Origin of the sequence: Luedemannella flava, assembly GCF_039528515.1 — a bacterium.
GTDB lineage: Bacteria > Actinomycetota > Actinomycetes > Mycobacteriales > Micromonosporaceae > Luedemannella > Luedemannella flava.
The window spans coordinates 20,862-44,566 of sequence record NZ_BAAALT010000034.1 but is presented as its reverse complement, the minus strand read 5'-3'; the positions used below and the strand labels follow the sequence as shown (position 1 = coordinate 44,566).

The window sequence follows — 23,705 nt, the reverse complement described above, 5'->3', positions numbered from 1 at the left end:
CCGACACGAGACGGAGGGTTGATCATGCGTGGTGCGGTCCTGTACCGGCCGGCACACCGAGGCGCAGGTCTACCGGTAGTCGGCGAAGATCCGGCGCTCGGCGCCGTCGACCGTGATCGCGCCGCCGTGCGGCAGGATCCACTGCGGCCGGGTGTGGCCGAACGGGACGCCGACGCAGATGACCGCGTCCGGGTTGTAGCGGGTGACCACCTCGACGACGGTGTCGCGCTGCTCCGCGCGTAGCCGTGCCCGTTCCGCGGCATCCGGTCGGCGGGTGAAGTCGGAGACCGGCGGCCGCGCGACCAGCACCGCGTCGACCGCGCCGAGAATCCCGCGCTCGCCGAGCGAGCGGACGATCCATCCCACGTTTCGCGCGGGGAGCAGCTCCTCAGACGTCTCGATAATCAACACCCCACCATCGAGTACGTCCGGAGGGAACGGAAAGCGTCCCGCCGTCAGGACCCACTCGATGACCTCGAGGCAGCCGCCCCAGGCGGCGCCGGTGACCGTGCGACCCGGCCCGTACCAGTCCCAGGGCGTGGTCGGCTCGCGGTCCCCGAAGGACTCCAGCGCCCGCGGGTCGGCCCAGTCGATCCCGATGTCCTCGGACTCGCCCGGGTCGGTGATCTCGAGTCGCTCGCCGGTGAGCAACGCCGCCCGCAGCGACCGCGCGTGAACGTCGTCCACGGTGGGTCCGGGGCCCAGGTGAACCTGGGAGGAGCCGCCGTAGAAACTCGCGATGCCCAGGCCCCACAGCCAGTGGTGCAGGTTGGTGTTGTCGCTGGTGCCGAGGAACGGCTTCGGGTCGGCCCGGGCGAGGTCGGCGTCCAGGTGCGGGATGACCGTGATCTGGTCCTCGCCGCCGACCACGGCGAGAATGCCGCGGATGCGGGGGTCGGCGAAGGCGGCGTTGATGTCCGCCGCCCGCGCGGCAGGGGCCGCGCCCACCTGTCGGGTCGTCGGGTACTCGACGGGGACGAGGCCGGTCAGGTCGGCGAGCCGCCGCATGGCCTGCTCATGAAGCTCGGGGAACAGGCCGGGCGCGGCGAAGGACGGGGAGATGACCGCGATGTGATCTCCCGGTCGGGCCTTCGGCGGACGTACACGTTCCTGGCTCATGCCGTTATTGAACGACGTCCGATCTTCGCGGGCACCTCATTTCAGCACCAGCAGATCGAGGGCGTCGACGACCGGACCGGTATCCGTCAGCGCGGCTTCACGCAGCCGCGACAGGCCCGCGGCGTACGCGTCGTCGCTGATCAGTTGCAGGAGGGTGTGCGCCTCGCGCCGCAGGTTGACAGCGGCGTCGTGCAGCGACGGTGCGGTCACCTCGGGGACCGTCTCGAACCCCGCGGCGGTGAAGCCCGCGGTCGCGAACGCCGCCTCGACCCGGGCGACGCTCGGATAACGGTCGAGCACCGCGACGGCCTCCGGGAAGTAGCGGAACAGCCCTATCGTCTCGTGCCGCCCGGCGAACACGGACCGGATCAGCACGGGCGCGCCGGGTTTCAGCACCCGCCGCAGTTCGCGGGCAGCCCCGTCGAGGTCGTCGACATGGTGGATGACGGTGGAGAGCCAGGCCGCGTCGAGGCTCGCGTCGTCGGCCGGGATGTCGGCGGCGTCGCCGGGGATCACGGCCTCGAACACCGCGCGGTCCCGCATCGCCGCGGACGGTTCGACCGCGAGGACAGCCATGTCGGGCCACCAGGTCCGGAACGCCCGCGCCCAACTGCCGGTGCCGCAACCAAGGTCGAGAAGGCGCATGCCCGGCCGCGGATCCAGGTACCGCGTGATCGCCGTGCGCCAACCGGCGAGCGCGTCGTCGCCCAGGTGCCGCGTCGCCGCGAACGCCGCCGCGTCCGCGCTGTCGTACTTGATGAGGGCCATACGGTGACCCAACCCCGCACAGTCCCGCAGCACAAGAACCGTTGACGTCGCGGTCAGCAGCCTGTTGGTAGCGGACAGTGGTTGACATCGATGGAAGATCCCGGCAGGCTCTTCCCTCAGCGATGGTGGGGAATGCGTAGAGCCCCGTGGCTTCGTGCGTTGCCGTCTTCTTTCGATGGATCGGAGAGCCGATGCGCGTCGCCCTGCTCACCACGACCCAGCACGGTCACCTGAACCCCTACGTGCCGGTGGTGAACGCGCTCCAGACGGCCGGCGCCGAGGTCGACCTGCTGCTGTTGTCCGCGGACGGTGGCGCGCTCGACGAGCAGCGTCGCGAGGCCCTGGGCAAGGCGCGGGTCCACGCGGTCGGCCAGGTCGAGATGGCGCCGTGGAGCGGCGATCCGGCGAAGATCGGCCCGATGCTCCGGTCGTCGCCCGTGGCGGACGAGACGGCTGACGTGCTCCGTGCGACGGCGCCGGACTTCGTGCTCGTCGACTCCCTGCCGGTCACGGCGGCGGCCATGGTCGGTGCACACGCCTCCGGCGTGCCGTACGGGATGATCTGGGCCAATCTCGGCGGCGTCTGCCCGCGCGAGCACCGACGGGGCCGCTGGCTGTACGACGAACAGGTCGGCGACTACCTCACCCGGCACGGGGTGTTGTGGTCGACCCGGACCCACTCGGCGCGGTCGCCGATCCTCAATCTGATGCCGACGATCCCCGCGCTCGTCGGGGGCGACGCGGTCACCGACGACGGTGTGCAGCTGGTCGGGTTGCCGGGTGCGGCGGGCACGCGCGGCGACGAGGTCACCTTCCCGGGCCTGGACCGGCTCGACCCCGACCGCCCGGTGGTGTACGTGTCCTTCGGCACGATCTTCTACCGGCGGCCGGACCTGCTGCGCACGGTGATCACCGGGGCGGCGGCGACCGGCGCGCAGGTGATCGCCGCGGTGGGGGACCTCGCCGAGGAGCTGGCGCTGCCCGACGACGTGCTCACCGCCCCGTACCTGCCGCAACGCGAGGTGCTCGAGCGCGCCGACATGTTCATCACCCACGGCGGGTACAACTCGGTGGCCGAGTCGGTCCGGGCGGCGACGCCGATGCTCGTGATCCCGCTGGCGGTGGACCAGCCCGTCCAGGCGCATTTCGTGGGCAGCGCGGGCTTCGGGACGGCGTTGGCGCCGGCCGACGTCACCGGACAGGCGGTCGCTGACGCTGTCACGGACCTGCTCGATCCCGCCCGCGACTACCGGGCCCGGCTACGCGCCGCGCAGCCGGAGTGCGGCGATGCCGCCGCGCGCACGGCCGAACTGGTCATCGACACGGTCGGGACGCTACAGGGACAGGGGGAGCGGTGACGATCGAACTGCAGCGACCGGTGGGCGACCGGATCGTGTTCGACGACCTTGAGCGCCTCTCGTTCCGGGTGGACCGCCGCGCCTACACCGACGACGACGTGGCCACCCAGGAGATGACCAGGATCTTCGACAAATGCTGGTTGTACGTCGGGCACGAGTCGGAGGTGCCCGGGCCGGGCTCCTATGTGGCACGTGACGTCGGCGGGCGCCCGGTGGTCATGGCGCGCGGGTCGGACGGGGTGATCCGGGTGTTCGCGAACAGCTGCCCCCACCGCGGGGCGCTGGTCTGCTCGCAGCCAGCCGGGCAGGCCAGGTCGTTCCGGTGCCCGTACCACGATTGGACCTTCTCCAACCAGGGTGAGCTGGTCGGGGTCCCGATCCCCGACGGGTACGGGCCGGGCTTCCGGAAGGCGGACTTCGGCCTGGCGCGGCACCGTAGCGACACCTACCGCGGTTTCGTGTTCGCCACGTTCGATCCGGCGCAGCGGCGCACGCTGACCGAGTACCTGGCGGGCGCGACGGAGTACCTCGATCTGATCGACGACCAGTCCGAGGTCGGGATGGAGGTGATCCAGGGCGCGCAGCTGCACGGGGCCCGGGCCAACTGGAAGCTCATGATGGAGAACAGCGTCGACATCTACCACTTCCGGGCCCTGCACAAGCGCTACGTCGGCTACATGGAGTCGCTGGGTTCGGTGCCGCCGCGGCGCCGGGGCGGCTTCGGCCGCGCCCTCGGCCTGGGGCATGGAGCCAACGAGCTGCCGCCGGCGGCGGCCCGGCCGCTGGCCTACTGGACGCCGATGTTCGGCGAGGAGTATCGGCCGCGGATCGAGGCGACGGCGGCACGGTTCGTCGACCGGTTCGGCGCCGAACGCGCCGAACGGATCACCCGCACCAACCGGGCGCTGCTGATCTTCCCCAACCTGATGATCATCGACGCGATCGCGATCACGATCCGCAAGATCGACCCGGTCAGCGCCGGCCAGATGGCCATCACGTCGGTCGCCCTGGCGCCCAGGGACGAGGACCCCGACATCCGGGAACTCCGCAAGAGCCACTACCTGACGTTCATGGGCCCCGCCGGCTTCGCCACCCCCGACGACATCGAGATCGTCGAGTCGTGCCAGCGGGGCTATCTCAACCGCGCGGTCCGCTACTCGGACCTGTCGCGCGGCATGAACAAGGAGGTCCCGGAGACGACCGACGAGCTTCCCGCCCGCGAGTTCTGGCGCCAGTGGGACCGGCTGATGCACGGGGAGCAACCACGATGACCATCGAGCTGACGGTCGACGAAGCGGCCCAGGTGCGGCTGTGGCACCGGGTGAGCCGGTTCCTGTTCCGCGAGGCGCGCCTGCTCGACGAGTGGCGGCTGCGCGAGTGGTACGACGAGATGCTGACCGACGACATCCGCTACTCGGTGCCCGCCACCGACGTGCGCGGTGAGCCGGCGCTCGGGCTCATCGACGACGACGCCGCCCGGCTGCGCCAGCGGATCGAACAGCTCCTCAACGGCGAGGTGTGGTGCGAGAACCCCCGGTCGCGGACGAACCGGCTGATCAGCAACGTCGAGATCCTGGCCGACCGGGGCACCCACCTCGACGTGGCGGCGAATGTCGTCGTGTACCGGTTCGGGCACGGGCGCTCCGACGCCTACGTCGGGAAGTACCGGCTCGAGCTCGTCGTCGACGGCGGGTCGTTCCGGGTCCGCAGACGCGTCGTGGTGCTCGACCACGAGACGCTGTACGAGCACGGCAAGCTCAGCATCATATTGTGATCGGCAGCGCGCCACCCGTTGCCGCCGCCCAGCAGCGTCTCCCCCGCGAGGTCTACGTCCTCAGTGTCGTGGGCGGCTGCGTCATGCTGGGCCTGGGACTGGTGCTCCCGGTCCTGCCGGTGTACGCCGCGACGTTCGGCGCCGGACCCACCCGGATCGGCGTGCTCGTCGCCCTGTTCGCGGTGATGCGGCTGGCCACCAGTCCGTTCTGCGGCCGGCTCGGGGTCCGGTTCGGGGAGCGGCGGGTCCTGGTCGCCGGCCTGCTGCTCTGTGCGGTCTCCTCGGCCCTGACGGCGTTCGCCGGGTCGTACGCGCAGCTGCTCGTGTTCCGCAGCCTCGGCGGCATCGGCTCCGTGCTCTTCTCGGTGTCCGCACTGGCCACACTTCTGGCGATCGCGCCGGCCGACCAGCGGGGCCGGGCCAGCGCCGTGTTCGAAGCGGGCTTCCTGCTCGGCGGGATCTGCGGACCGGCGCTGGGCGGGCTGCTGGCGCTCATCGCGCTGTCCGCGCCGTTCCTGGCGTACGCCGTGCTGTTACTGGCCGCCGCGGCGCTGACAGTGGCGGTGCTCCGCGCCGGCCGGACCGCCGGCGCGCAGCCCGGCCGTGCCGTGGTCGGCCTGCCGGCGCTGCTGGGGGACCGTCGCTACCTGGTGGCCTGCCTCGCGGCGTTGGCGCAGGGATGGGTCCTGTTCGGACTGCGCAGCGCACTGGTCCCCACGGTGGTGGTGGCGTGGCGACATGACGTGGCGTGGGTCGGGTGGGCGTTCACGATCTCCGCCCTCGTTCAGGCGTTGCTGATCATGCCGGCCGGTCGGGTTGTCGATCGGGCCGGCCGTCGGCCCGCCATGATGGCCGGCACCGGCGTGGCCGCGGCGGCGATCACCGCCCTGGCGTTCGTGGACTCCTACGCCTGGCTCGTCGTCCTGCTCTGCGTGTACGCGGCGGGATCAGCGCTGCTCAACGCCGCGCCGGCGGCGCTGGTCGGTGACGTCGTCGCCGGCCGGGCCGGCAGTGGCGTCGCCGTCTTCTCGATGTGCACCGATGTCGGCGCCGTGGTCGGACCGGTCGCCGTCGGGCTCATCGCCGAGCGGGTGGGTGTTCCGGCCGCCTTCGGCAGCGGCGCCGCGCTGCTGGTCGTCGCCTTCGCGGCGTCGTGGACGTTGACAACTGTTCGGCCCATACGAAGGAGTTGATCGATGAATCAGCCGGCTGACCGACGCGAGCGCGGTGAGGCGATGTTCCAGCAGGTCTTCGGCCGCGAACCGCGCCCGGGTTCCTACCCGGAGTTCCTGCAGCTCACCATCGACCACCTGTTCGGCGAGATCTGGACCCGCCCGCACCTGAGCGTCGAGGAACGCGAACTGGTCGCGCTGACTGCGGTCGCGTTGGCGCGCACCGACTGGGAGCTGCGCGGCCACATCGGTGCCGCCCTGCACCTCGGGATGTCGCGGGAGAAGATCATCGAGGTGATCATCCAGCTCGCCTACTACGGCGGCTGGCCGGTCGCCAACAACGGGCTGCGCGTCGCCCAGGAGGTCTTCGCCGAACTGGACGCGGACCATGAGCAGTGAACCGTTCCCGCTCGGCCCGGCCGAGAAGGTCGACCTGTGGCGCCAGCGGTTCTTCGAGGCCCAGGCGGCCGCGGAGGAGTTCATCCTCAAGGAACACGGCGAGGAGGGCCTGGCCGCGTGGATCGAAGCCAACTCCCGCATTACCGCTGACCTCCTGCGGGCCCAGCGGCCCGCCGGGGTGTCCGCCACCGACCACTTCATGACCCGGCTGCAGCGTCAGCTGGCGCTGTACGACTCGACGGTGACCAGCGAGCCCCAGCCCTCGGGCACGGTCCTGCGCAACGCCGACTGCGGCATCCTCCGCTACCGCAAACGGGCCGAACGCGCCGGCGTCGTCCTGACGTTCTCGTCGCCGTGCGCGTACTGCCAGGAGCTCAACACCGCCATCGCCGCCCGCTACGTGGAACCGGACGTCACGGTGTCGTGCGAACTGGCGGGCGACGGGTGCACCTGGCGCGCCGAGTCGCCGCACCGCGGACGAGACGGCGACTGAACCAACGGCAGTGCCGTGCGCTCGACGGCCGGCGACCGGCTGCCGTCGAGCGTCATGCCGAGCTGCCGGCCCACCGCCACGCACAGGTCGTACGCCGCGGTGCGGGTCAGGTCCTCATGATCGTTCTGGGTGAAACACGCCGATGCCACGTTCCTGTTCCGTAGCCGCAGGTACCACGGGAACAGCGCGCCCAGCGCGGGCTCGGTCAGCATCGTGCGCGAGTGCACGATCGTGCCCACCAGCAGGTTGCCGAACGGACGCTGCCTGGCGTTCATGAAGCTCTTCAAACGCTCCTGAAAGATCTTCAACACCGCGGGTACGTTCCCCGCGTACACCGGCATGGCGAGCAGCATCGCCCGCGCGCCCTCGGCCAGCTCGACGACGTGCTCGAAGTCGTCGTCGAGCGTGCACCGGCCCACCTCGGGATCAAGGCAGGTGTCCTCGCCCTCGCACATCGCGATGCGGTGATCGATCAACCGGATCCGCTGGATCTCCGCGTCCCTGACCTCCCGGACGACGCCGCTGACCGCCGCTTCCAGCAGCGCGTCAGTCAGCGACGGGAGACGCTTCTGCGTACAGGACAACGCAACGATCTTCATCCGATGGGCCTCCCGGGTCCGTTCAGCTTAGAACAATTGAGTAGACGAACTCAGGCGGTCGCTCCCTTCCCGGGGCCAGACTGGGCCGATCCCAGTCGTACCGAGGAAGGTTGTGACCCGTGGACAGTTCACCGATGCAGCTGCGGCCCGCCATCGACGATGACCGCGACTGGATCTACGAACTGCGCCACCGGGTGTACGCCGAGGAGCTGGGTCAGCATGCGCAGAACCCCGACCGGCAGCTGCGCGACAACCTCGACGGGAACAACAGCTACCTGGTCGCGGCATGCGGCGACACGAGGGTCGGCTTCGTGAGCATCACCGCTCCGTGGGTGGGCCGGTACGCGATCGAGAAGTACCTGACGCGCGACGCGCACCCGCTGCTGCGCGACGACGCCCTGTTCGAGATCCGCATCCTGACCGTCGAACCACGCTGGCGCGGTGGCGCGGCCGCCGCGCTCCTGATGTACGCCGCGCTGCGCTGGATCTCCGCTCGCGGCGGCCGGACGGTGGTGGCCCTCGGCCGGGCCGAGCTGCGCCAGATGTACCTGGACGCGGGACTGCGCCGACTGGGCCCGACCGTCCAGTCCGGCCAGGTCGCCTTCGACCTGATGGGCGGCCGGGTCGAGGACCTCACCAGGCACACGCTGCACCGCCACGGCCGGGCGTTGCGCCGGCTCGCCACCGCGGTGGACTGGCGGTTGGACGCCGCGTGGTGGCCCGGCCCGGACGGCTGCGAGCACGGCGGCCGCTCGTTCGACGCGATCGGTCGGGACCTTCGCACCCTGGACCGCCGCCAGGGGGTGGTCGCCGCCGACGTACTCGACGCCTGGTTCCCGCCCGCGCCCGGCGTCGTCGAGGCGCTGGCCGACGACGCGGGCTGGATCGCCAGGACCTCGCCGCCGACCGGGGCCGAGGGCCTGCTGGACGACATCGCCGCCGCTCGCGGGCTCCCCGTGGATTCGCTGGTGGTCGGCGCCGGCTCGTCCGACCTGATCTTCCGAGCGTTCCGGGAGTGGCTCACCCCGGACAGCAGGGTCCTGTTGATCGACCCGAGCTACGGCGAGTACGCCCACGTGACCGAGCGCGTGATCGGCTGCCGGGTGGACCGGTTCGGGCTACGACGCGACGAAGGCTGGCGGATCGACCCCGACCGGCTCGCGACCGCCCTGCGCGCCGGGTACGACCTGGTTGTGCTGGTCAACCCGAACAATCCCACCGGCCGGCACCTGCCCGCGGCCCAGCTGCGCGAGGTCCTGGCGCAGGCGCCACCGCGGACAAGGTTCTGGATCGACGAGGCATACCTCGGCTACGTCGGGTTCGACCAGTCGCTGGCGGACTGGGCGGCCGCCCGGCCCAACCTCGTGGTCTGCAGTTCCCTGTCGAAGATGTACGCGCTGTCCGGCCTGCGGGCGGCGTACCTGGTGGCTGACGCGCCGACCGCTGCGGCCCTGCGCCGGTGGACCCCGCCCTGGGCCGTCAGCCTGCCGGCCCAGATCGCGGCCGTCCGGGCGCTGGCCGACCCAGACCACTACCTCGACTGCTGGGCACGAACCCACCAGCTACGCGCGGAGCTGGCGGCGGACCTCCGCGCCGTGGACGGGGCAGTCACCGTCGACGAATCCGTGGCCAACTTCGTGGTCATGACGCTCCCGCACAGTGGTCCCACCGCCGGCCAGTTGGTGCGGCAGTGCCGAAGCCTCAACGTCTACCTCCGCGACGTGTCTCCCATGTCGCGGGTGTTCGAGGGTCGTACGATCCGCATCGCGGTCAAGGACCCGACCGGCAACGCCCGTATCGTCGAGGCCTACGCTGCCGCGCTCAACGACCTGAGGACCGACCCGACGCGATGATCACCATTGGTTCCCTGGTGCCGTACCTGGCTGGCGCGCTGGTGCTCGGCGGCATCGCGGTCCTGCTGTCCCGTCAGCGTGAGCTGATCAAACGCTGGTGCGCCTGGGTGGTCGGCGTCCCCATCATCACCGCGGCGTTCTGGCTCGGCCGACCGGGCGCCGCGGCTGTCGCGGCCGTCGCGGCGCTCATCGCCGCAGTCGAGTACGCCCGACTGGCCCGGCTCACCAGGGCGGACCGGGTGGTGCTGGCGGCCGCCCTGGTCGGGCTCATCCTGACCGCCTGGCTCGCCCCGGCACGCCTACCGCAGGTCGCGGCCGGCGCCGCCCTCGCGATCGCCGCGGTGCCGCTGCTGGCCGGGGACGCCGCCGATGGCGGTCGCCGGCTCGCGTCCGGCGTACTGGGGCTGGCCTGGCTCGCCCCGCTCGCGCTTCTCGTGCCGCTCGGCGCGACCGCGCTCGCCATGTTCATGGCGGTCTCCGTCGCCGACATCACCGCCGCCCAGGTCGGCCCGCGCCTGCGCGGCCCGCACCTGTCGCCGCTCTCGCCGGGCAAACGGTGGAGCGGGACGCTCGTGGGATCGGTGGCCGGAGTGGGCGTCCTCGCCCTGCTCGGCATCGCCACCGTGCCCATGGTGCTCGCGGTTGCCGTCGGTGGCCCGGCCGGCGACCTGCTCGAATCGATGATCAAGCGCGGGGCGGACGTCAAGGACACCGGGCGCTGGCTGCCCGGGTCCGGCGGCATCCTGGACCGTGTGGACTCCCTCCTGATCGCCCTCGCCGTGGTCTTCGCGTGCTCGTGGTGACTGATCCGTACTGTGTCACTCATGTCCCGACCCCGGTTGCAGCAGATGTTGGCGCAGGGCGACGGTGTGCTGCTCTTCAGCCTCACCCCGCCCAGGAGCAGCGCGACCGAGGAGCGCATCAAGGAGATCGCCGCCGTCACCCTGGAGCGCCTGTCCGCCCTCGATGTCGACGGCCTGATCCTGTACGACATCGACGACGAGTCCGACCGCAACCCCGACGAGCGTCCCTTCCCGTACCTGCCGACGCTGGACCCGGCCCGGTACTACGCCGCTCTGCGGTTCGCTGAAGACGCTGGAGTTCGTCCGTTGGCTCGGCGTGGACGTCCCGCGCTGGCTGGAGAACTCGATCCGGTACGCCGACGACCCGATCGCCGAGTCGTACCGGCAGGCCGTGTCGATCGCCGAGGACCTGATCGACTTCTGCGAACACCTTGGCATGCCGTACGGCTTCAACGTCGAGAGCGTCTCGATCCGCAAGGCGGAGATCGAGGCCTCCATCGAGCTCGCCGCCACCGTCGCCATGCTCCTGTGTGGCCGCCGCTAGTCATACCGGTACTTCAACGAGTCCGCCTCCACCTGCTCGATGTCAGCGATCGTCAGGTCGGGCATCCGGAGTTGGGCCAGGGTCACCTCGGCGGACGTCGGCTGGGCGTCCACCGACAGCCACAGTTCCGGCTGCCAGACCCCGCCGCGCAGCAACGCCTTCGCGCGCTGGCCGGCGGCTTGTCTACGGCGGTCAGCCGCGACAACAGCTCGGGGCGGGTGGAGACGCAGGTCCGGCCGTTCACCCGCAGCGTCGTGGTGCGCCCAGGAATGACGAACAGCAGCCCGCCCGCCCGGTCACGATGACGTTCCGCAGGGTGTCCAGGCGCTTGTTGCCGCGGTGTCAGCTGGTGAGGCCGGCGTCGTGGGCGAGTAGGGCGATCTGGGTACGGTTGTTGAGATTGAGTTTGGTGAGTATGTGGGAGATGTGGGCTTTCACGGTGGCCACGCTCATGAACAGTTCGTTGGCGACCTCGGCGTTGGATTTGCCGTGCCCGACGGCGATGGCGACCGCGCGTTCGCGTCCGCTGAGCTGATCCAGCGCGGTGGTGGCGTGCCGTTGCCGGGCGGCGGCGCCGGTGTCGCTGAGGTGGGCGATGAGCTGTCGGGTCACGGTCGGCGACAGGATGGGTTCGCCGGCTGCGACCCGCGTGATCGCGCGCAGGATCTCGGCGGGTGGGGTGTGTTTGAGCAGGAAGCCGCTGGCCCCGGCGCGCAGCGCGCGCAGAACGTGCTCGTCGGCGTCGAAGGTGGTCAGGACGATGACCTCGGGTGGGTCGGGTCGGGCGCGCAGCTGTTCGGTAGCGGCGAGACCGTCGAGGGTGGGCATGCGGATGTCCATCAGCACCACGTCCGGGGCGTAGGCGTCGACGGCGGCGGCTACTTCGCTTCCGTCGCCGGCCTCGCCCACCAGGGTCAGGTCGGGTGAGCCGCCGATGACCATCGCCAGGCCGGCTCGCACGAGCGGGTCGTCGTCGACGACGAGGACCCGGACCGCGGTGTTCACGTTGGGCTCCTTGACTGCTCGCCTCCACAGACCGGCTCCCGGCTGCGCTCACACGATAGGCGACGGTAGCCACGCCCAGAGTCGGAAGTCACCGGCGGGGGTGGGGCCGTGTTCGAGGCGTCCCCCGGCAAGGGTTGCCCGCTCGGTGAGCCCGATGAGGCCCATACCGGCGCCGGGGATGCCGACAGTGCCGGTACTGCCCGGGCACGGGTTGCGGATCTCGACGGTGACCCCGTCGCCCGGGGTCGCCTGCACGGTGACCGCCACCTCGGCGTCGGGGGCGTGTTTGCGGGCGTTGGTGAGGCCTTCCTGCACGATCCGGTACGCGCTGCGCCCCACCACCGCCGGTACGGCGGCAAGCGCATCGGTCTGGCAGTCGAGCCGCACCGTCATCCCGGCGCGCCGGGACTGGTCGACGAGGTCGGGGAGGTCGGCCAGGGTGGGCTGCGGCCCTTCCGGTGTCTCGTCGGGCCGGTTGACACCGGCGCGGAGGACGCCGATCACCTCCCGAAGGTCCTCCAGCGCCTGGTAGGCGCTGTCGCGGACCACCCCGGCGGCGCGGGCGACCTCCTCGGGCGCGGCGTCGGGGCGTAGCTCCAGCGCCCCGGCGTGCAGGCTCAACAGGGACAGGCGGTGGGCGAGTACGTCGTGCATCTCCCGGGCGATCCGGTTGCGTTCGCCCTGGCGGGCCTCGGCGACCCGCAGTTCCTGTTCGGCCTTGACCCGCCGGGCCCGTTCGCGCAGCGACTGGCGCCGGGCCCGCACGAACATGCCCCAGGCGAGCACCGCGAGCGCGAAGGCGACGCCCAGCACGATCTGCGACCAGGGTCCGACCGGGACATCCGGGCGGACCAGCAGCGTGAGGAACGGCACGAGCGCGTACCCGGCCGCGATCCGGGCGACCACCGCGAAGCGCCGGTGCACCGCGACGGTGAACAGCGCGACGAGCGCCGCGCCCGAGGCGGACGTCGCGTAGACGCCGACCACACCGGCGACCACGGCGAGGCCGACAGGCCAACGCCGGCGCAGCCACACCCCCAGACAGCACAGGCTGCCGAGGACCAGGTCGACGGCGAGCGGGACCGGCGCGATGTGCTGCGCGAGGCCGTCGACCAAGGCGAGCATCGTGACGCCGACGGCCAGCAGGAAACACGCGGCGTCGATCACCCGGTCGCGGACCGTGCGCCCAGCCGGGCGCACCGGATCGTGGTCAGCATCGCTGATCACGCCCGCCGGTAGCGGGCTCCGATCCCGCGGGTCCGCCGGGGCCATCATGATCAGAGCGTACGGCCGGGTCAGGCCCCACGACATCCGACCAAAGTCGAACCCGAGGTGTAGACCTTCGGCCCGCCGCCACCGACCTCGGCTCGTAGCAGCGCTTACAGCCGCTCCAGCAATCTGTTCCACATCACCGGAACGGACGGCCCGAGAACCTCCGAAACCAACTCCGACCATTCCCGGGCTTCCCGCGGCGACGAATGAGGCGGAAGGCGAGAACGACCCGACCCGTGCGTATGCACGCCCAGACCTGCCGCCACTCCGGCGGCGGACCGCTCCTCTCGCAAGAAGGGCCGATGACCATCCGAACGAAAACCCCGAACCTGCTCGACAACCCGCCATCCGCATGAAACGAAGGAGTAACGACGTGAGAACCCAGAAAGCAAAACTCACCGCGCCAGAGGACCGGCAGGTCCCGGACCGGGTGTCCGCGACGCGAATCGTCGGCGGCGTCGCGGTCGCCTACGCCGCGTCAGTGATCGTTCAGAACGCGATGTTTGTGGGCACTGGGGCGCCCACCTACGGCGATCCTCTTGGTGAGGTCCTCGCCTACCACGCCGCGAACCGGGGCGCCGTGGCCGTCGCCGTGGGTCTGGAGGCCCTGAACCTGCCCCTGCTCCTGCTGTTCGTCACGGGACTACGGGGGCTCGTGCAGCGCCGCGGCGCCTCAGGGGCGGACTGGTCGCGGCTCGCGGTGGCCGCCGGAGCGACGCTCTCAGCGTTATTCGCCCTCGTCATAGCCACGCACATCGCGGTCGTGCTCGCCGCGGATGGCCTGGCCGCGCCAACCCCCGCCTTCGAGCTGGTCTGGCAGCTCCACGCCGCGGCCTTCGCGCTCGCGCTGCCCGCGCTCGGGGCGACCTTTATCGGCGCGGCGCTGGCCACCCACGCCAGCGGGTTGACACGGCCGTGGCAGCGGCTGCTCGGCGTGGCGGGCGGCAGCTTGCTCGTATTGGCCGGCGCCGGAAACCTCGCCATCGCGGATGGCTCGCCACTGGTGTTCGTCGGGGTTTCGGGCTTAACCGCGTGGCTCGTCTGGCTCGTTGTCACCGGCCTACGGCTCATCCGTGGACAGGGCTGACGTCGCTCTATGGTGGCGGCGGACCGCTCCTCTCAAAGAAGAACCGATCCTCCAGGTCGCGAAGGGCCGTGCGCCGCTCGTCGTCGGCCAGGGCCCGGGCCTCACCCGCGGCGCGAAGCGCCCTGGATCTTGTAGAGCCTCCACCAAGCCCAGCGCGCTTCAGTCGAGGCAAGTCGTCGTGCGCCGCGTCGGGTTGACGCTGGGCACCGGCTCGACTGGCGCCGCACGAGCCCGGATGCCTCAGATCAACTCGCAGTGCCTGACCTTCCCAGGCGGCCTGTCCTGTCCACGTGAAGGCTTCGGATGATCGAGGCTGTGACGTGCGGTCCGAAGGGTAGGTCCGGACGGTCGGGGCGTGAGTTGTTCGGGTCGGTCAGCCGCTTCTCGGCGCCGAGCATGGGGCGCCCACCGGCCCGGACGGCTGCCAGAATGTCGAAATGGCTCATGGTGAAAATCGTCCACGGCAGTGATGTGGTCCGTGATCGGAATGGCCGACCTTTAGGAAGGTGCCGGTGGTGGTGGGATTGTCCTGGCCAGGAGCACGGAACCTGCGTGATCTCGGCGGTAGGGTGCTGCGCCACGGGGGGACGACAGCCCAAGGTCGGGTGTTCCGCTCGGCCGCACCCGAGTACCTCAGCGACGACGGCTGGGCCGCGGCAAAGGCGGCCGGAGTACGCACGGTGGTGGACCTGCGCAACGCCCCAGCAGAGACGCGGCGCACGCCAGAGCACCCGATCATCCGGTCCGCATCGCTGGACGGGCTGGTCTTCGTGGCGGCGCCGACCGAGGACCCTGACGACGTCGAGTTCCTGCGGGTGTGTGGCCCCTGGCTGGACCACCCCCGCTGCTGGGTCGACAATGCTCGGCTCGCCCGGACCCGCATCGCGCGAGTCATGCGGGCGGTGGCCGAGGCCGAGACGGCCGTGCTCGTCCATTGCGCCGGCGGCCGAGACCGCACCGGCATGATCTGCGCGATGCTGCTGGACCTCGCCGGCGCGACCGGGGACGCCATCATCGACGACTACGCGGACGGATGGCGCGGCGCCGGAGCCTATTCGGGCCATGGCTGGATCTACGACCCCGACCAGCAGACCTGGCGTCAACGCCACCTGCCCGCCACCGAGCCGCAGCAACTGGAAAGTCAGCTGGCCGACCGTGTGCCGGCATTGCGGGACTGGATCACCACCTTCGACACCGCGACCTATCTGGCGACGCTTGGACTCACCCGGCACGAGATCGATAGCTTGAAAGCCCTGCTGCGACCGTGACATAGGGGTAATCACCCGACGGCCACGCCGCCACGCCGCGCGAGAACCGCCGGCACACCCGCATGGATGCTTGGGTATCCGCCAACTTCACGGGGGACCGGACAGGACACCGCAGCCTTCTGCCCGAAGATCTGGTCCGGACTCCGAAGTGTTCGAGCGGACAGGACACGGCCGACAACCACTTCTCAGAAACCGTGGGACCTTCTCCGTTTCTGCGGGAACGGACACTTCACATGGCAGGCTCATGATCTTGCTACACATCCAATAACACCATAACTGTCATTATGGTGTGCTCCTCGCTAACGTTCGTTTGCCTCAATAAACACATTGTCAGAATCGATAATTCGTTAATTAGATCGCCGGAGATAGCTTACGGACGTTGACCATGTGGTGATGACCTCCTCGCCCCGCCCGGTAGGCCGTTGATCTCGGCCTGGGGCCGACGTCCCGCCGGGCACCCGTAGGCACTCGGGCGAGCGGCATCCGCCGGTCCTGTGATGGGATACGACGCGTGATCGCATCGCGGGCTCCGGTGTTGGAGATGTTGTGGGAGCCGCACGACCCTCGCCACGCGCTCGACGGACGGTTCGGCTTCAGCGACGAGGAGTCGGCCGGCCGGTGGGTTGCCGCGATGCTGGACAAGCACTGGGGCGTTCGCATCGACTTCTGCGAGCGGATCGTCATGAGCGGGGGCAACGCGCTGGCCTGGGTCGGGACGCCGGCTGGCCGGCTGCTCGCGAAGTGGTCGGTCGTGCCCGAACGTTTTCCGCGTCTGGCGCAGACGGCGCGTCTCGCGAGCTGGCTCCACGGCAGGGGGGTGCCGGTTTCCGCGCCGGTTCCCGCCCGCGACGGCCGTCTTCAGGTCGAGGCCGACGGTGTCTCCATGGGCCTGCAGCGCGAGATCGTGGGCGAACTCCTCGACACCGCCGATCTCAACCAGGTACGGACAGCCGGCGCCGTACTCGCCCGGCTGCAGGACGCGCTGGCCGCATACCCGGACGCCGATCAGCTTCCCGCGCTCGCCGGTTCGCCCGAGCCGTTGACGGCCCGGGTTACCGCCTGGGTCGACTCCGACGCCGACCATCTGCCGGTGGCCGCTCGTGACACGTTGCGCGGGCTGCTCGCCGGTGCGCCGCCCGACGGACTTCCGCGCCAGCTCGTCCACTTCGACTTCCGCTCCGCCAACATCCTGTGTGCCCGCGGCGAGGTCGCCGCGATCCTCGATTTCGAGGAGACCCGGCATGATCATCGACTCGTCGAGCTGGCTCGCGCGGCCGTCCTGCTCGGCACCCGCTACCACAACTGGGGGCCGGTGTCGGCCGACGTTCGCGCGGAGTTCCTTGCCGGCTACCGGTCCGAGCGCCCGCTGACCCCGGCCGAGTCGGGCTGGTTGGACATCCTCCTGCTGTGGCAGGCCATGGCGATGGTGCCGCCCGGCGACGACCCGACCGGCTGGGGGCCCTCGGCCTTGAGCCAGCTGGAACTCGCCCATCGCGCCGCTCCGATACTTGGATCATGACTGAGCCTTCCTGACGGTGAGCAGGCGCCACCGCGGGCGCGGCGGCTGGCCGCGGCCGCCTCGCGCATGCGGCCGTAGGCGGCGTAGCCCTCCATGGGGATGACGACGAGGGCGTGCGTGCAGGGCAGTTCGCCTCGCAGTCCCCGGTCGCCGACCACGTACGTGACGAACATCGTCGCGCTCGTCGAGCGGAAGTACGACGATTTGATCTCGCGGAGGTGGACATCCGCTTCGGCGGGGATGCCACGGCTGCGCCGCTCACCGGCCCAGTGACGAGTGTGGCGGGGGCTGAGAAATCCGCGCGGCCAGGCCCACGACGTCCGTCGGCTGGTCGGTGCGGACGACGATGACCTGCCCGACGCAACGCGGGCGCCAGACATGCGGCCAGGGTCGTCTTGCCGGATCCGGGCAGCCCGTTCACGAGGATGAGCGAATCGGCCACCCGGTCACGATCGCAGGTATGCGACGGCGGCGAGGGCCGCGACGGGCCCGTACCACTGTGGTCAGCATGCGGGTGACGCTACGGACCGCGCGCCGGTGCGGGTACCCGGCTGTCCTCCGGATCTATCTGGGGGACAACTCCCGCTCGGTCCCCGTAGGCTGCCCATCCGTGATCGAGCCGATGCTGGCGTTCGCTCTCGTGGCGGCCGTCGTGACCGTGACGCCAGGCCTGGACACCGTGCTGGTGCTGCGCACCGCCGCCGTGAGCGGCCGGCGGGCGGCGCTGGCCGCGGGCGCGGGCATCAATATGGGCTGCTTTGTCTGGGCGGTCGCGAGCGGCCTGAGCATCACGGCGGTGTTGACCGCGTCGCGGCTCGCCTACGACGGGCTGCGGTGGGCCGGGGCGGCGTACCTGTGCTGGCTCGGTTTCCGTGCCCTGTGGACCAGTCGCCGGGCGGGGACCGTGGCGGAGGTCGGACCGGTTCCCGCGCAACGGGCGGTGGTGGCGTTCCGGACGGGGCTTGCGACGAACCTGCTCAACCCGAAGGTCGGCGTGTTCTACCTGTCGATTCTGCCGCAGTTCCTGCCGGAGAACGCGAGCCCGGTGCTGGCGTCCGTGACCATGGCGCTGATCCATAACCTGGAGGGGCTCGCGTGGTTCGCGTTGCTCGTCCTCGTGGTGCGCGGTGCGGGCGGCCTGATCAACCGGCCGACGGTGCGCCGTCGCCTCGACCAGATCGTGGGGGTGTGCTTCATCGGCTTCGGGCTGCGCCTGGCCGCGGAAGGCGCCCGCCGGTAGCGGTCGGTCAGGCGGACTCGCAGATGCAGAGTTGGAGCGGCGAATCTCCGGCGAACGGTCGACCGGACCAGTCGCCGAAGCGTTCGACGAGCCGAAGGCCGCCGAGCGAGACGAGCAGCGGCAGCTCCTGCGGGAAGATGCTCCTGATCTCGAGCGGCGCGACGACGAAGTCGGGCTCGGCGTCGGTCGAGAGGTGCCACGTCCCGCGGGTGACCTGCGCGGACGCGTCGTAGATCTCGGAAACATCGACGCTGACCCTGCCACGGTCAGGATCCGTGAACGCCAACGACTCCCGTGTGCGCCGCACCCCGTCGGCTTCGGCGAGCAGCCGCACGCTCGGGTTGAACACGTCGAAGACGAACCGTCCTCCCGGCGCCAGGTGCCGTCGCACCGACCGGAAGCAGCTCACCAGAGCCTCGGCCTCGTGCAGGTGCAGGAGGGAGTTGGCGGTGATGAACACGAAGTCGAAGGTGCGGCCCAGCTCGAAGGCCCGCATGTCGCCCCGAAGCCATTCCACCGCGACGCCGCGCTCGTTCGCCTTGCGCTGGGCCTCGGTCAGCATGTTTGACGAGAAGTCCACGCCGACGCACGGATGCCCGTCGGACGCGATGGGGATCAGCTTGTGCCCGGTGCCGCACGCGAGTTCCAGTACGCGCCCGCCCTGCCGATCGGCGGCGGCCCGGTAGAAGTCGACTCCGGGTCCGCCGCCCGGGAACATGAGGTCGTACAGGCTCGCGTGCGAGTAGAACGCGTCACTCATGCAGCGCCTCCTTCTTTCCGGCGATCGGCGACCTCGATCATGTCGGGCAGGCGCAGCGCGGACCAGAACGCGGCCGCGTCGGCGATGAGCCCGCGCGCGGACAGCCAGGTGGTGAACGCCATCCCGTGCCCGGCCAGCACCAACGGCCGGCCCTCGACGCGGTGCGCCACGATGGCGGCGTCGATCCGGGCGACCACGGCCGACGGCGGCTCCCAGCCGGGCGGCGGCGACCCGGACACGTAGGCGCGGCGCGCGTGCGCGAAGTCGTCCCGGTACGGCTCGCGTGGGCGGGTGACCTCCCGCAGGCGCGCGTCCGCCGTCACGTCCAGTCCGGTGGCCAGCGCCAGGGTCGCGTGCGCCTTCGGCTCGTCGCTGGCCACGAGGACCGCGTCGGCCGGCAGCGACGGGCCCAGCGCGCGGGCGGCCGCCTCGCCCTCGGGCGACAGCGGCCACGTGGCCGGGTCCGCGTCCGGGTCGATGAGCGGCATCGCGTGCCGCACCAGCACGATCACCGGGCGGCCTGGAACGCGCGGCCCACGGGCGTGACGGCTGTACCCGTGCGGAACAGGCCCGTCTGGTCCTTGTCGGTGGCGGGCAGCGCGAACCACGCGTAGCGCTGGACAAAACTCAGCCGTCCGAGCATCGCGGTGGCCGACGTGAGGAACGCGGCCTGCTGCGCCTGGGTGGGGAACCGGGCCGACCCGGACGCGAAGTCGATGAGCGCGAACTCGGTGAGCCAGATCGGCTTGTGGTAGCGGTCGTACACGGCCTGCAGGTAGGAGCGCAGCTGCGCGGTCGCCTCGGCGGTGCGGAAGTCGCCGCCGTACCAGTGCAGGGCGATGAAGTCGACCCGGTGGCCGCGTTGTCTGGCACCCGCCATGAACCGGTCGAGCCACCCGCCGGCGTCCGCGCCGCCCCACGCGACGGCCGGGCTGCCGAGGACCTTCCCGGCGGCCATGAGCCGGGGCCACAGGTCCAGCGCCGCGGCGACGCTCATGTCGGCCTGGCTGTCCATATCCGGTTCGTTGAACCCCAGCAGGTACGGTCCGGCGGCCTTGGCCTGCGCCAACGCGGCGTCGGTGACGCTGCCCGGGCCCCAGATCATCGGCACGAACTGTGCCCCGGCCGGGGTGGCGACGCCCTGATGCTGGGTGCTCCACGTGTAGTACCAGCTGGCGCCGGACGCGGCGAGTGCCTGGTTCACGCCGCCGAACGTCCACACGCACACGCCCTTGCGGCGCGACGTCGCGGCCTTCACCGGCGCGGCGGTGGTCGGGCTGACCGACGGCCGGGTCGCCGTCGTGGTCGGGGCCGTGGCCGGGCTGCGGGTCGCGGTCGGTTCCGCCACACCGGTGGGTACGGGGGTACTCGCCGCGATCGGGTTGTCGGCGGCGCCCGGCGCGTCACCCAGCCGCAGCACCGCGAGCGTCGCGCCCGCCGCCAACAGCAGCGTCAGCAGGGCGGCGAGCAGGATCCGGCGGCCGGTCGGGGTGCGGCGCCGCGCGTGCGCGCCGCCGGGTTGGTTCGCCACCGCCGCGACGTTACCGGTTGTCGGCGCGGGCGAGCAGGTCGGCCAGCAGCCGCTCGCCGGCGGGCCACGGGCCGTAGCCCGCCGTTGTGTTGAGATGGCCGACCTCGCCGGCGTCGACGAGGGTCGCGCCCCACGCGTCGGCGTACCCGGCGACGCGGTCGAACGGGCCGATCTCGTCGGTGCGGCTGGCCACGACGGTCGTCGGGAAGGGCAGCGGCTCCAGGTGCGGCACCTTCGGCATGATCAGGTTCTCGTAGCCGGGGCCGTACTCCCAGGTGGGGTCGAGGTAGGGCGGGGTAACCAGCAGCACGGCGGCGACCGGGCCGGTGTGCGCCGCGGCCCACTGCGCCACGGTGACGCAGCCGCCGCTGTGCGCGACCAGCACCGCCGGCTCGTCCGCCGCGGTGATCGCCGCGTGCAGGGCGGGCACCCGCAGGTTGATGTCGAAGTCCGGGTCGTCGTCGCGGGGGACGAGCAGGTATTCGGGGTGTTCGCGCGCCCACCGGTTCATCCAGTGTCCCGCCAGCATCCGGCCCCGGCCGGGGACGAGCAGCACGCGCGTCATGGCGGCGAGTCTAGCTACGCCACGGCCGGCCGCAGGTCGGTGCTGCGGCGCAGGGCGCGCGCCGGGGACGCGAGGATCCACCCGGCCGCCAGGGCCGCGCCGGCCGACGCCGCGACGAGGGCGGCGGGCAGTCCGAGCCGCTCGCCGAGGAGGCCGCCGAGCAGGGCGCCGACCGTGGACGAGCCCCACACGGTGGTGCGGATCGTGGCGTTGACGCGCCCGTGCAGGTGGTCGGGGCAGACCGCGTAGCGCACGGGCACCTGGTGCACCATGTGGATCTGCTGCCCGCACCAGGCGAGCGCCTGCGACGACGCGACGACGACCACCGCCCACCGGTGCGGCAGGAGGATCGCGAGCGGGGCGAGGGCGGCCCCCGACCCGCCGGCCGCCAGGGCGACCGCCATGGTGACGCCGCTGCCCAGGCGCCGTCCGAGCGGACCTGCGAGCGCCGCGCCGGCGATGCCGCCGACCGCGCCGCACGCCAGCACGACGCCGAGCGTCCGCGCCCCCAGGTGCACGTCGCGGACCAGGAACAGTACGAAGATCGCCAGGTACGCGGTGGTCCAGAAGACGAACGTGGCGGTGGCGAGGGTGACCGCGCGCAGCACGCGCTCGCGCACGACGAGTCCGACGCCCTCGCGGATCTGGTGAAGCATCCCGGCGTCGTCGTCGGGGCGGCGGGTCGACGTGCGGCCGGCCCGCATCCGCGCCGCGGCCAACGCGGCGACCAGGTACGTCGCGGCGTCGAACGCGAGCGCGATCGGGGCGGTGAGCGCCTGCACGAGCACCCCGCCCAGCGGCGGGCCGACGAGCTGGCCGGCCGACATCGTCAGTTCGATGTCGCGTTGCGCGGCCGGGCGGTGCTCGCGCGGCACGACCATCGGCACGGCGGCGAGGTACGCCACCTCCAAAAAGATCACCTGTACGCCGCTGAGCAGGGCGGTCGCGTACAGCAACGGGAGGCTGAGCCAGCCGAGCGCGGCGGCGGCCGGGATGACGCCGAGCGTCGCGGCGAGCCCGAGGCCGGCGGCGACCAGGACGGTCCGTCGGGGGATCCGGTCGATCCACACGCCCACGACGAGGCCCAGGGCGAGGTAGGGCGCCCGGTTCAGTGCGGTCAGCACGCCCATCTGCACCGGTCCGGCGCCGAGCACGACGGCGGCGGTCAGCGGCAGGGCCAGCACGCTGACCTGGCCGCCCAGGTTGGACACGGCGGTGCCGATCCACAGCCGGCGGAAGTCGGGACGCCAGGTGCCCGTGCTCATCCGAGGGGGAACTCGGCCAACCGCCGCCAGGGCGCCGCTCCGCGGCTGCCGGCGATGAGTCGGACCGCGCGGACGGACGCGTGGACGGGCAGGTGGGCGGCGACCTGATCCGCGGCCGCCGCGAGCAGTGGTCGGGGGTGGTCGTGACCGATCGTGAGGTGTGGGACGACGTCGTCGAACGCGCCGCCGTAGGGCGGGGCCTGCGGAAAGCGGTCCCACACGGCGGCGGTGAGCGCCCGGAACCGGTCGTCGGGCTCGGGCGCCAGGTAGACGACCTGGTCGCCGAACCAGCCGACGCTCGCCAGGGTCGCCTCGAACGGGCGGTGGGCCGCGAACGTCTCGCTGAGGCCGGCGAGGACCTCGTGGTCGATCCGGTCGGGCGCCAGGAACGGGTAGAGGACGGTGACGTGGGCGGGCACGCCCCAACCGGCGGCCGCGTCGTACGCGTCGCGGTGCACGCCCACGGCGGGCTCGGCCTCGGGCACGGCGACGATCAGCGCGGTCTCGGTCGGCGTCATGGGGTCAGTCTCCCGACCGGGCCGGGCGGCCGCGAGCGCATAATCGCCTGTCCGGCGCCGGTGCTCCGCGTAGCATCACGCGACGTGACGATTTCCGAGGTGCACGGCGTGACGGTGCTCAGCTATCCGGTGGACGGCCCGCTGTTGGCGGCGGGTCAGGATGTGCTCGACCTGATCGGGGACGCGTTCGGTAGCAACGCGGAGATCGTGGCGATCCCGGCCGACCGCCTCGGCGAGGACTTCTTCACCCTGCGGACCAGGATGGCGGGGGAGATCGTGCAGAAGTTCGTGAACTACCGGCTGCGGCTGGTCGTCGTCGGCGACATCTCCGACTACGTCGCGCGCAGCGACGCGTTGCGGGACTTCGTCTTCGAGGCCAACCGCGGCCGGCAGTTGTGGTTCGTGGCCGACGCCGGGGAACTGGACCGGCGCCTCGCCGCCTGACGGTCGGTCAGTCGCAGTAGTAGCGGTAGCCCGCGTCGAAGCCGCGCTCGAACCCGCGGTCGTAGCCGCGTGCGTAGTCACGGTCCCAGCGCCAGCCGCGACGGTAGTCGCCGTCCTCGTCGCAGTCCTCGCGGGCCTGACGCCAACCGTCCCGGTAACCGTCCTGGTAACCGTCGCGGTAGGCGCGCCAGTCGCGGTCGCCGCGGTCGCGCCAGTCCCGGTCACGCCAGTCCCGGTCACCCAGGTCGGCCAACGGCTGGCCGGCCGGCACCGAACTCACCACAGCAGTCGGGACCCGGGACGGTCCGGCCGCGGCGGCGGGGGTCTGGAATGCGGCAATCGTTCCTGC

At 71.5% G+C, this 23,705-nt stretch carries 27 protein-coding genes; 14 read left to right on the top strand and 13 right to left on the bottom strand.

Going from position 1 to position 23,705, the window contains the following annotated elements; all coding sequences use genetic code 11:
* Positions 1 to 69 precede the first annotated feature (69 nt).
* Together ABD211_RS07040 and ABD211_RS07035 are read right to left on the bottom strand one after the other, a co-directional pair.
* Positions 70 to 1,119: an LD-carboxypeptidase gene (locus ABD211_RS07040; RefSeq protein WP_344127478.1), complete on the bottom strand. Its 1,050-nt coding sequence runs from the start codon at positions 1,117 to 1,119 to the stop codon at positions 70 to 72.
* Between the two features lie 36 nt (positions 1,120 to 1,155).
* Positions 1,156 to 1,887: a class I SAM-dependent methyltransferase gene (locus ABD211_RS07035; protein WP_344127476.1), complete on the bottom strand. Its 732-nt coding sequence runs from the start codon at positions 1,885 to 1,887 to the stop codon at positions 1,156 to 1,158.
* A gap of 191 nt (positions 1,888 to 2,078) precedes the next feature.
* Here ABD211_RS07035 and ABD211_RS07030 point away from each other — a divergent pair, with 191 nt between their 5' ends.
* The 6 genes from ABD211_RS07030 to ABD211_RS07005 are packed head-to-tail and all read left to right on the top strand — an operon-like array spanning position 2,079 to position 7,083.
* Positions 2,079 to 3,245 carry a glycosyltransferase gene (locus tag ABD211_RS07030; RefSeq protein WP_344127474.1) on the top strand — a complete coding sequence of 389 codons (1,167 nt, stop codon included), beginning with the start codon at positions 2,079 to 2,081 and terminating at the stop codon, positions 3,243 to 3,245.
* Positions 3,242 to 4,516, top strand: a complete 1,275-nt coding sequence (locus ABD211_RS07025) for an aromatic ring-hydroxylating oxygenase subunit alpha (protein ID WP_344127473.1) — start codon at positions 3,242 to 3,244, stop codon at positions 4,514 to 4,516. Before ABD211_RS07030 ends, ABD211_RS07025 begins: the two co-directional genes overlap by 4 nt.
* The gene (locus ABD211_RS07020) at positions 4,513 to 5,019 is read left to right on the top strand and encodes an aromatic-ring-hydroxylating dioxygenase subunit beta (RefSeq protein ID WP_344127471.1); all 507 of its coding nucleotides are present in this window, start codon (positions 4,513 to 4,515) and stop codon (positions 5,017 to 5,019) included. The genes ABD211_RS07025 and ABD211_RS07020 overlap by 4 nt, the downstream gene beginning before the upstream one ends.
* Positions 5,016 to 6,212: an MFS transporter gene (locus tag ABD211_RS07015; RefSeq protein WP_344127469.1), complete on the top strand. Its 1,197-nt coding sequence runs from the start codon at positions 5,016 to 5,018 to the stop codon at positions 6,210 to 6,212. The genes ABD211_RS07020 and ABD211_RS07015 overlap by 4 nt, the downstream gene beginning before the upstream one ends.
* A 3-nt stretch (positions 6,213 to 6,215) precedes the next feature.
* Positions 6,216 to 6,590, top strand: a complete 375-nt coding sequence (locus ABD211_RS07010) for a carboxymuconolactone decarboxylase family protein (RefSeq protein ID WP_344127467.1) — start codon at positions 6,216 to 6,218, stop codon at positions 6,588 to 6,590.
* Positions 6,580 to 7,083 carry a hypothetical protein gene (locus ABD211_RS07005; RefSeq protein WP_344127465.1) on the top strand — a complete coding sequence of 168 codons (504 nt, stop codon included), beginning with the start codon at positions 6,580 to 6,582 and terminating at the stop codon, positions 7,081 to 7,083. Before ABD211_RS07010 ends, ABD211_RS07005 begins: the two co-directional genes overlap by 11 nt.
* On the opposite strand, the gene ABD211_RS07000 is transcribed toward ABD211_RS07005, so the two are convergent.
* Positions 6,987 to 7,682 carry a flavodoxin family protein gene (locus tag ABD211_RS07000; protein ID WP_344127463.1) on the bottom strand — a complete coding sequence of 232 codons (696 nt, stop codon included), beginning with the start codon at positions 7,680 to 7,682 and terminating at the stop codon, positions 6,987 to 6,989. The genes ABD211_RS07005 and ABD211_RS07000 overlap by 97 nt on opposite strands.
* A 119-nt stretch (positions 7,683 to 7,801) precedes the next feature.
* On the opposite strand from ABD211_RS07000, the gene ABD211_RS06995 reads away from it, so the two are divergent.
* The 3 genes from ABD211_RS06995 to ABD211_RS06985 all read left to right on the top strand — a co-directional run bounded on the left by ABD211_RS06995 (position 7,802) and on the right by ABD211_RS06985 (position 10,882).
* Positions 7,802 to 9,535, top strand: coding sequence for a pyridoxal phosphate-dependent aminotransferase (locus ABD211_RS06995; RefSeq protein ID WP_344127461.1), 1,734 nt, complete (start codon positions 7,802 to 7,804; stop codon positions 9,533 to 9,535).
* The gene (locus ABD211_RS06990) at positions 9,532 to 10,338 is read left to right on the top strand and encodes a phosphatidate cytidylyltransferase (protein ID WP_344127459.1); all 807 of its coding nucleotides are present in this window, start codon (positions 9,532 to 9,534) and stop codon (positions 10,336 to 10,338) included. The genes ABD211_RS06995 and ABD211_RS06990 overlap by 4 nt, the downstream gene beginning before the upstream one ends.
* A gap of 316 nt (positions 10,339 to 10,654) precedes the next feature.
* Entirely contained in the window at positions 10,655 to 10,882 is a 228-nt protein-coding gene (locus tag ABD211_RS06985) for a hypothetical protein (RefSeq protein WP_344127457.1), read from the top strand.
* On the opposite strand, the gene ABD211_RS06980 is transcribed toward ABD211_RS06985, so the two are convergent.
* The 3 genes from ABD211_RS06980 to ABD211_RS06970 all read right to left on the bottom strand — a co-directional run bounded on the left by ABD211_RS06980 (position 10,879) and on the right by ABD211_RS06970 (position 13,162).
* The gene (locus tag ABD211_RS06980; RefSeq protein ID WP_344127455.1) at positions 10,879 to 11,037 is read right to left on the bottom strand and encodes a hypothetical protein; all 159 of its coding nucleotides are present in this window, start codon (positions 11,035 to 11,037) and stop codon (positions 10,879 to 10,881) included. The two genes, ABD211_RS06985 and ABD211_RS06980, sit on opposite strands and share 4 nt — an antisense overlap.
* A gap of 187 nt (positions 11,038 to 11,224) precedes the next feature.
* Positions 11,225 to 11,824 (bottom strand): response regulator, encoded by a 600-nt coding sequence (locus tag ABD211_RS06975; protein ID WP_425560371.1) that lies wholly within the window; start codon positions 11,822 to 11,824, stop codon positions 11,225 to 11,227.
* Positions 11,825 to 11,935: 111 nt separating this feature from the next.
* Complete coding sequence (locus tag ABD211_RS06970; RefSeq protein WP_344127451.1) at positions 11,936 to 13,162, bottom strand: sensor histidine kinase; 1,227 nt, start codon at positions 13,160 to 13,162, stop codon at positions 11,936 to 11,938.
* A gap of 370 nt (positions 13,163 to 13,532) precedes the next feature.
* Between ABD211_RS06970 and ABD211_RS06965 the strand changes: the two genes are divergently transcribed.
* The 4 genes from ABD211_RS06965 to ABD211_RS06950 all read left to right on the top strand — a co-directional run bounded on the left by ABD211_RS06965 (position 13,533) and on the right by ABD211_RS06950 (position 18,273).
* Positions 13,533 to 14,246: a hypothetical protein gene (locus ABD211_RS06965; RefSeq protein WP_344127449.1), complete on the top strand. Its 714-nt coding sequence runs from the start codon at positions 13,533 to 13,535 to the stop codon at positions 14,244 to 14,246.
* A 506-nt stretch (positions 14,247 to 14,752) separates the two neighbouring features.
* On the top strand, positions 14,753 to 15,514 hold the full coding sequence (locus ABD211_RS06960) for a tyrosine-protein phosphatase (RefSeq protein WP_344127447.1): 762 nt from the start codon (positions 14,753 to 14,755) through the stop codon (positions 15,512 to 15,514).
* Positions 15,515 to 16,025: 511 nt separating this feature from the next.
* Complete coding sequence (locus ABD211_RS06955) at positions 16,026 to 17,033, top strand: phosphotransferase (RefSeq protein WP_344127445.1); 1,008 nt, start codon at positions 16,026 to 16,028, stop codon at positions 17,031 to 17,033.
* Positions 17,034 to 17,643: 610 nt separating this feature from the next.
* Positions 17,644 to 18,273 carry a LysE family translocator gene (locus ABD211_RS06950; RefSeq protein ID WP_344127442.1) on the top strand — a complete coding sequence of 210 codons (630 nt, stop codon included), beginning with the start codon at positions 17,644 to 17,646 and terminating at the stop codon, positions 18,271 to 18,273.
* Positions 18,274 to 18,280: 7 nt separating this feature from the next.
* On the opposite strand, the gene ABD211_RS06945 is transcribed toward ABD211_RS06950, so the two are convergent.
* Genes ABD211_RS06945 through ABD211_RS06920 form a run of 6 tightly spaced genes read right to left on the bottom strand, consistent with a single transcriptional unit; the run spans position 18,281 to position 22,912 of the window.
* Positions 18,281 to 19,033 carry a class I SAM-dependent methyltransferase gene (locus tag ABD211_RS06945; RefSeq protein ID WP_344127440.1) on the bottom strand — a complete coding sequence of 251 codons (753 nt, stop codon included), beginning with the start codon at positions 19,031 to 19,033 and terminating at the stop codon, positions 18,281 to 18,283.
* Entirely contained in the window at positions 19,030 to 19,545 is a 516-nt protein-coding gene (locus ABD211_RS06940) for a histidine phosphatase family protein (protein WP_344127438.1), read from the bottom strand. The genes ABD211_RS06945 and ABD211_RS06940 overlap by 4 nt, the downstream gene beginning before the upstream one ends.
* Positions 19,542 to 20,564, bottom strand: a complete 1,023-nt coding sequence (locus ABD211_RS06935; protein ID WP_344127436.1) for a glycoside hydrolase family protein — start codon at positions 20,562 to 20,564, stop codon at positions 19,542 to 19,544. Before ABD211_RS06935 ends, ABD211_RS06940 begins: the two co-directional genes overlap by 4 nt.
* A 10-nt stretch (positions 20,565 to 20,574) precedes the next feature.
* On the bottom strand, positions 20,575 to 21,129 hold the full coding sequence (locus ABD211_RS06930; protein WP_344127434.1) for an RBBP9/YdeN family alpha/beta hydrolase: 555 nt from the start codon (positions 21,127 to 21,129) through the stop codon (positions 20,575 to 20,577).
* A 14-nt stretch (positions 21,130 to 21,143) separates the two neighbouring features.
* Positions 21,144 to 22,394 carry an MFS transporter gene (locus ABD211_RS06925; protein ID WP_344127432.1) on the bottom strand — a complete coding sequence of 417 codons (1,251 nt, stop codon included), beginning with the start codon at positions 22,392 to 22,394 and terminating at the stop codon, positions 21,144 to 21,146.
* A complete protein-coding gene (locus ABD211_RS06920) occupies positions 22,391 to 22,912 on the bottom strand; it encodes a 2'-5' RNA ligase family protein (protein ID WP_344127430.1) in 522 nt (173 codons plus the stop codon). Before ABD211_RS06920 ends, ABD211_RS06925 begins: the two co-directional genes overlap by 4 nt.
* An 84-nt stretch (positions 22,913 to 22,996) precedes the next feature.
* On the opposite strand from ABD211_RS06920, the gene ABD211_RS06915 reads away from it, so the two are divergent.
* On the top strand, positions 22,997 to 23,356 hold the full coding sequence (locus tag ABD211_RS06915) for a DUF4180 domain-containing protein (RefSeq protein WP_344127428.1): 360 nt from the start codon (positions 22,997 to 22,999) through the stop codon (positions 23,354 to 23,356).
* Between the two features lie 7 nt (positions 23,357 to 23,363).
* Here the strand turns inward: ABD211_RS06915 and ABD211_RS06910 are convergent, their stop codons facing one another.
* Positions 23,364 to 23,636: a hypothetical protein gene (locus tag ABD211_RS06910; protein ID WP_344127426.1), complete on the bottom strand. Its 273-nt coding sequence runs from the start codon at positions 23,634 to 23,636 to the stop codon at positions 23,364 to 23,366.
* Positions 23,637 to 23,705: the final 69 nt, after the last annotated feature.

Excerpts from the sequence above, each read along its gene's own strand:
- ABD211_RS07040 (WP_344127478.1), bottom strand. The coding sequence starts at position 1,119 with ATGAGCCAGGAACGTGTACGTCCGCCGAAGGCCCGACCGGGAGATCAC.
- ABD211_RS07035 (WP_344127476.1), bottom strand. The coding sequence starts at position 1,887 with ATGGCCCTCATCAAGTACGACAGCGCGGACGCGGCGGCGTTCGCGGCG.
- ABD211_RS07030 (WP_344127474.1), top strand. The coding sequence starts at position 2,079 with ATGCGCGTCGCCCTGCTCACCACGACCCAGCACGGTCACCTGAACCCC.
- ABD211_RS07020 (WP_344127471.1), top strand. The coding sequence starts at position 4,513 with ATGACCATCGAGCTGACGGTCGACGAAGCGGCCCAGGTGCGGCTGTGG.
- ABD211_RS07010 (WP_344127467.1), top strand. The coding sequence starts at position 6,216 with ATGAATCAGCCGGCTGACCGACGCGAGCGCGGTGAGGCGATGTTCCAG.
- ABD211_RS07005 (WP_344127465.1), top strand. The coding sequence starts at position 6,580 with ATGAGCAGTGAACCGTTCCCGCTCGGCCCGGCCGAGAAGGTCGACCTG.
- ABD211_RS07000 (WP_344127463.1), bottom strand. The coding sequence starts at position 7,682 with ATGAAGATCGTTGCGTTGTCCTGTACGCAGAAGCGTCTCCCGTCGCTG.
- ABD211_RS06990 (WP_344127459.1), top strand. The coding sequence starts at position 9,532 with ATGATCACCATTGGTTCCCTGGTGCCGTACCTGGCTGGCGCGCTGGTG.
- ABD211_RS06975 (WP_425560371.1), bottom strand. The coding sequence starts at position 11,824 with ATGGTCATCGGCGGCTCACCCGACCTGACCCTGGTGGGCGAGGCCGGC.
- ABD211_RS06970 (WP_344127451.1), bottom strand. The coding sequence starts at position 13,162 with ATGATGGCCCCGGCGGACCCGCGGGATCGGAGCCCGCTACCGGCGGGC.
- ABD211_RS06945 (WP_344127440.1), bottom strand. The coding sequence starts at position 19,033 with ATGAGTGACGCGTTCTACTCGCACGCGAGCCTGTACGACCTCATGTTC.
- ABD211_RS06930 (WP_344127434.1), bottom strand. The coding sequence starts at position 21,129 with ATGACGCGCGTGCTGCTCGTCCCCGGCCGGGGCCGGATGCTGGCGGGA.
- ABD211_RS06925 (WP_344127432.1), bottom strand. The coding sequence starts at position 22,394 with ATGAGCACGGGCACCTGGCGTCCCGACTTCCGCCGGCTGTGGATCGGC.
- ABD211_RS06920 (WP_344127430.1), bottom strand. The coding sequence starts at position 22,912 with ATGACGCCGACCGAGACCGCGCTGATCGTCGCCGTGCCCGAGGCCGAG.